This window comes from Methylobacterium indicum, assembly GCF_001043895.1.
Lineage (GTDB): Bacteria > Pseudomonadota > Alphaproteobacteria > Rhizobiales > Beijerinckiaceae > Methylobacterium > Methylobacterium indicum.
This window is the reverse complement of record NZ_JTHF01000365.1, coordinates 1-5,212: the sequence shown is the minus strand read 5'-3', so window position 1 is coordinate 5,212 and position 5,212 is coordinate 1. Positions and strand designations below refer to the sequence as shown.

The 5,212-nt window shown below is 66.7% G+C and carries 4 protein-coding genes and 1 pseudogene; 1 reads left to right on the top strand and 4 read right to left on the bottom strand.

Annotated features, from left to right (window positions below; translation table 11 throughout):
• Positions 1 to 196 precede the first annotated feature (196 nt).
• The 3 genes from QR78_RS34605 to QR78_RS30035 form a co-directional block, all read right to left on the bottom strand.
• Positions 197 to 505: a hypothetical protein gene (locus QR78_RS34605; protein ID WP_125901310.1), complete on the bottom strand. Its 309-nt coding sequence runs from the start codon at positions 503 to 505 to the stop codon at positions 197 to 199.
• Positions 506 to 764: 259 nt separating this feature from the next.
• Positions 765 to 1,187 (bottom strand): hypothetical protein, encoded by a 423-nt coding sequence (locus QR78_RS30040; RefSeq protein WP_048431293.1) that lies wholly within the window; start codon positions 1,185 to 1,187, stop codon positions 765 to 767.
• 411 nt (positions 1,188 to 1,598) lie between these two features.
• Entirely contained in the window at positions 1,599 to 3,938 is a 2,340-nt protein-coding gene (locus tag QR78_RS30035) for an NADP-dependent malic enzyme (RefSeq protein WP_048431292.1), read from the bottom strand.
• A gap of 84 nt (positions 3,939 to 4,022) precedes the next feature.
• Between QR78_RS30035 and QR78_RS30030 the strand changes: the two genes are divergently transcribed.
• Positions 4,023 to 4,667 (top strand): CatB-related O-acetyltransferase, encoded by a 645-nt coding sequence (locus QR78_RS30030; RefSeq protein ID WP_048431294.1) that lies wholly within the window; start codon positions 4,023 to 4,025, stop codon positions 4,665 to 4,667.
• A 51-nt stretch (positions 4,668 to 4,718) separates the two neighbouring features.
• On the opposite strand, the pseudogene QR78_RS35240 reads toward QR78_RS30030, so the two are convergent.
• Positions 4,719 to 5,212 (bottom strand): annotated as a pseudogene (locus QR78_RS35240) (lipopolysaccharide biosynthesis protein); the annotation flags it as partial.

Here is a 5,212-nt window from a genome sequence, read left to right as displayed (position 1 = left end):
ATCAATCCGACAGGGTTTGTCGCACCGCGTCCTCCGGTCGTGGTCCGACGGACGTGGTGAGAAGGCGAAGCTGGCCCAATGCCTTGCCGGCAAACACATGTTTTCCGACACCAGAGCCCGATATACGGAACGACCGCATGGGTGGTTTGCGGACTCCGCCTGTCCCTTCGAAGTGGACGCCTCGCCTTTGAACCCTTTAATTATCAATGGTATTCACCAGTTCTCCATAAAATTTTCTATCGCTATCCCAGCTATCATCGCTCAGATTTTCTCTCATTTTGGCATCAAAAATTCTAATATCTACCATCGAAATGCACAGTGAAAATTGGTTTTTCTCTGATTTTTCTTTAGAAATGCACCACAAGGTTTGATGAAAAGCCCAGCATCCGACCATAAGCCATTGGTCTCCTCCAAATTTTTTTCCAAATTTTTGTTCTATCCCCCAATATACAGCATTTAGCGCACCACTGGATGTCGATATCTCGGAAGGCCAGAGCTTCTTCACGCGTTCAAACAATTCTTCTGGTCGAATCGACGGCATTTTAGCGCCTCAATTTATCTAATGATATGTTGTGCCAAGTTGCCAACGTCTAGGGATGGCTGTCCGGTCCGCGCAAGGTTGGTGTCTTCAATGGGTCGAAAGCAGCCCCATGAGGCACTCGTCAGGGTCGAGCGCGCATGCCCAGCCGGCCATTTTGGCAGCACGGAAAACACTTGTTTGCCGTACGCCCGAGCCTGAGATGCGGAATGACCGCATGGGGTGGTTAGCTGCCGAAGCGCTCTTCCACGTCTTCGCTGAACCGGCCGCGCGGCTCGAACGCCTGCAAGGCTACTCGGGCCGCTTCCATAAAGCGGTCCCAAACCGGCGTTCCAAGCAAATCCTCGATTGATCGTGGCATGGGCATTGGTGTGCCCTCGCTCGTGGCAAGCCATGCCGAATGAAAGTCGCGCATCGCCTTCTTTTCAGCGTCTGAGAAGACGATCCATTCTTCGGCAAGCACATCGTCAATGTGCGCGCCGTTCATCAAATCAGACCAGTGTTCGACCATTTCCTCGGGCACAACGGCAATAGGCACGTTGCACTCGTAGGCGCGCTGGTTCTCGGCTGATGCAGCAAGCTCAAGATATTCGATGATGCGGTTGCGCACGCGCTGTTCGACAAGCTGTTCCGAGACAGTCTCGCTCATGGTGGCTCACCTCACACCGATGTTCTAGTTCAGTTTGCCCCCCGCCGCGAGCCTACACCGCGAATATCAGCGAGGCATGACCTGATCTGGAAGCGGACGTTCCGAGCGTCCGAGAAGGGTCGCCAGCAGACCCATGAAGCGCTCGTCAGCGTCAGGTGTCAGCCAGCTTGACCGGCAGGCAATCTCGGATGACGGAAAACACCTGTTTTCCGACATCCAGGCGTCACGCTCGGAATGGCTGAGCCGGTTCAAGAGGGGGTTCGCCCATCGTCAAGCTGATGAGGTTTATCCTCAGCCCGAAGCTCGGGCGCTTCCTCATACGCGCGGGAGACAGGTCCCACGCCCGGCTCCGAAACGGCTCTACATGCCGCGACGGCCCGGCGATCACCCCGCCGGGCCGTCGCGTTCCGCTTACGCCGACACCAACGGCGTCCCCGCCTCCGCTGCGCTGTCGCCCTCGACGGACAGCACCTCCTGGCCCTGCGCTTCCACCACCGCCGCGGCCGTGATGTTGACGATGCCGCGCGCCGTTACCGAGGGCGTGAGAATATGCGCCGGCCTGGCCGGGCCGAGGAGCAGCGGGCCCACCGGCAGCGCGTCGGCCAGGGTCTTGGAGAACTGGAAGGCGATGTTCGCCGCATCCAGGTTCGGCATGATCAGCACGTTGGCCTCGCCCTTGAGGCGCGAGCCCGGCAGCACCTTGTCGCGGATCGCCTGCGACAGGGCGGTGTCGGCCGCCATCTCGCCGTCGACCTCGAGGTCGGGGGCGCGCTCGCGCACCAGCGCCAGGGCCTGGCGCATCTTGCGCGACGAGGCGGTGTCGAACGAGCCGAAATCGGCATGGCTGACGAGCGCGATCTTCGGCGACAGGCCGAAGCGGCGGGCGGTGTCGCCGCAGGCGATGGCGACGTCGGCGATCTCCTCGGCGCTCGGATCGGGCCTCACGTGGGTGTCGGCCAGGAAGTAGGCGCCCTTCGAGGTGACGATGAGGCTGAGCGCCGCGAAGTCCCGGGCGCCCGGCGCGAGCCCGATGATGTCGCGGATCACCCGGAGCTTGCTCTCGAAGCGGCCCTCCAGGCCGCAGATCAGCGCGTCGGCCTCGCCGCGGCGCACGGCCAGCGCGCCGATCACCGCGTTGTTGGTGCGCACCAGCGTGCGGGCGCCGTCCGGCGTGATGCCGCGGCGTCCGGCGAGATCGATATAGGTCTGGACGTAGGTGCGGTAGCGCGGATCGTCGTCGGGGTTGATCAGCTCGAAGTCGCGGCCCGGCTGGATCGCGAGGCCGAAGCGCTTGAGGCGGGTCTCGATCACGTTCGGGCGGCCGATCAGGATGGGCTTGGCCAGCCCCTCCTCGACGATCGCCTGGACGGCGCGCAGCACCCGCTCGTCCTCGCCCTCGGCGTAGACGACCCGGCGGGGATCCTGCTTGGCCGCGGTGAAGACCGGCTTCATGATGAAGCCGGAGCGGTGCACGAACCGGTCGAGGGATTCGGCATAGGCCTGCACGTCGGCCAGCGGCCGTTTGGCGACGCCGGATTCCATCGCGGCCTGCGCCACGGCCGGCGCGATGCGCAGGATCAGGCGCGGGTCGAACGGGCTCGGGATCAGGGAGTGGGGGCCGAAGGGCCGCGCCTCGCCGCCATAGGCGCGGGCGACCACGTCGGACGGGGTCTCGCGGGCGAGCCCCGCGATCGCCTTGACGGCGGCCGCCTTCATCTCCTCGTTGATCGTGGTCGCCCCGACGTCGAGCGCGCCCCGGAAGATGTAGGGGAAGCACAGGACGTTGTTGACCTGGTTCGGGAAGTCGGACCGCCCGGTGCAGATCATCGCGTCCGGCCGCTTCTCCTCGGCGAGGTTCGGCATGATCTCCGGATAGGGGTTGGCGAGCGCCATGATCAGCGGCTTCTCGGCCATCCGCTCCAGCATCTCGGGCTTCAGGACGCCGCCGGCCGAGAGGCCGAGGAAGACGTCGGCGCCGGGGATCACCTCGGCGAGCGTCCGGGCCTGCGTCTCCTGGGCATAGACCGACTTCCAGCGGTCCATGAGCGTCTCACGGCCCTTGAAGACCACGCCCTCGATGTCGGTGACGAAGATGTTCTCGCGGCGCGCCCCCAGCGACACGAGCTGGTTGAGGCAGGCGAGTGCTGCCGCCCCCGCGCCCGAGGTGACGATCTTGACCTCGGCGATGTTCTTGCCGGCGAATTCGAGGCCGTTGAGGACGGCCGCCGCCACGATGATCGCCGTGCCGTGCTGGTCGTCGTGGAAGACCGGGATGTTCATCCGGGCCCGGCAGCGCTCCTCGACCTCGAAGCACTCCGGCGCCTTGATGTCCTCGAGGTTGATGCCGCCGAAGGTGGGTTCGAGCGCCGCCACCACGTCGACGAGCTTGTCGACGTTCTTCTCGTTGAGCTCGATGTCGAACACGTCGATGCCGGCGAACTTCTTGAACAGGACCGCCTTGCCCTCCATCACGGGCTTGGAGGCGAGCGGGCCGATATCGCCGAGCCCGAGCACCGCGGTGCCGTTCGACACCACCGCGACGAGGTTCTGGCGCGCGGTCAGGGTCGCGGCCTCCTCCGGATCGGCGGCGATCGCCTCGCAGGCGGCGGCGACGCCGGGGGAATAGGCGAGCGCCAAGTCGCGCTGGTTGCCGAGCGGCTTCGTCGGCTGGATCTCCAGCTTCCCGGGTCGCGGATGACGGTGGTAGAACAGCGCGCCGCTCTTCAGATCGTCCGAAATGTTGCTGCTCACCGCGCTGTCTCCCCGGGTCGCCCGAAAAGTCGGGCTTGCCATCCTGTCCGCGGCTCGCAAGCGAGCCCGCGGGTGATGGGTTTCCTGCACCGCCTGCGGCAGGGGCGCAACCCTCACAACGAGACCCGATTGCATCTGGCCAAGCTCGTGGCCCGCCATGGCTTCCGGGTGGCGCCGTACTCTTACGGCAGGCCGAAGGTTCGCTTTCCGGAATCCGGCGCACGACTGACGATCGGCCCCTATTGCTCCATCGCCGACAAGGTCGAGATCCTGCTCGGGGGCAACCACCGCACCGACTGGGTCTCGACCTATCCGTTCGCCGCGATGACGGGCCTGTGGCCGGACCTCGACGCGCCGGACGGCTACCACGCCTCCCGGGGCGACGTCGCGATCGGGGCCGATGTCTGGCTCGGCTCGGGCTGCCTGATCCTGTCGGGGGTCACGGTCGGCCCCGGCGCCGTCGTGGCGGCCCACGCGGTCGTGACCCGCGACGTGCCGCCCTACGCCATCGTCGCCGGCAACCCGGCCCGGGTGATCCGCCACCGCTTCTCGCCGGAGATCGCGGCGGCCTTGGTCGAGACCGCCTGGTGGGACCTGCCGCCGGAGCGGGTGCGGGCCCTGGTGCCGCTCCTCCAGAGCGGCGAGGCCGAGGCCCTGGTGCGGGCCCTGCGGGACGGGCAGGCCCCGCCGGGGGAGGGGGCCCGACCCGACGCGAGGAGCGCGGAATAAAAAAGGGGAGGCCGTCCCGGCCTCCCCGCGTCCTACGTCCGGGTCGCTCCCTCAGGCCGACCGGCGCAGCGGGTAGGACGGCATCGGGACCTCCGCCGGGGCCCGGTCCTGGGCGACGATCACCTCCGGCACCCCGGCCGCCTCGGCGGTGTCGAACAGCCCGACGAGGCGCGGGTCGTCGGCTTCCGCGTTCGAGGCGATCACCACCGCGTCCATCCAGGCGCCGAGCGCGCTCACCATCGACCGGGTCTCGGCCGAGAAGCCGTCACCGAGCGAGGCGATCACCCAGTCGTAGGCCTCGCCGAGGGCGTCGAAGGTGAGGCCGAGCGCGTCGCCCCCGTCGAGCAGGGCCGAGGCCTCGCCGCGGCCGCGGCCGATCAGGTTGAGGCGCGGGCCGGCCTCGCGCCGGATCGCCGCGGTGAAGTCGGCGCGGCCGGCGACGAGGTCGGTGAGGCCCGGATGCGCGTCCGCCGTTCCGTCGAGGCGCACCAGCAGGGCGCGGCCGTGCAGGGCGGCGGCGCGGCCGAGGCTGCGGGCGAGGTCGT

What these genes read in the sequence shown, in the direction of transcription:
- QR78_RS30040 (WP_048431293.1), bottom strand. Translation starts at nt 1,187, where the DNA reads ATGAGCGAGACTGTCTCGGAACAGCTTGTCGAACAGCGCGTGCGCAAC.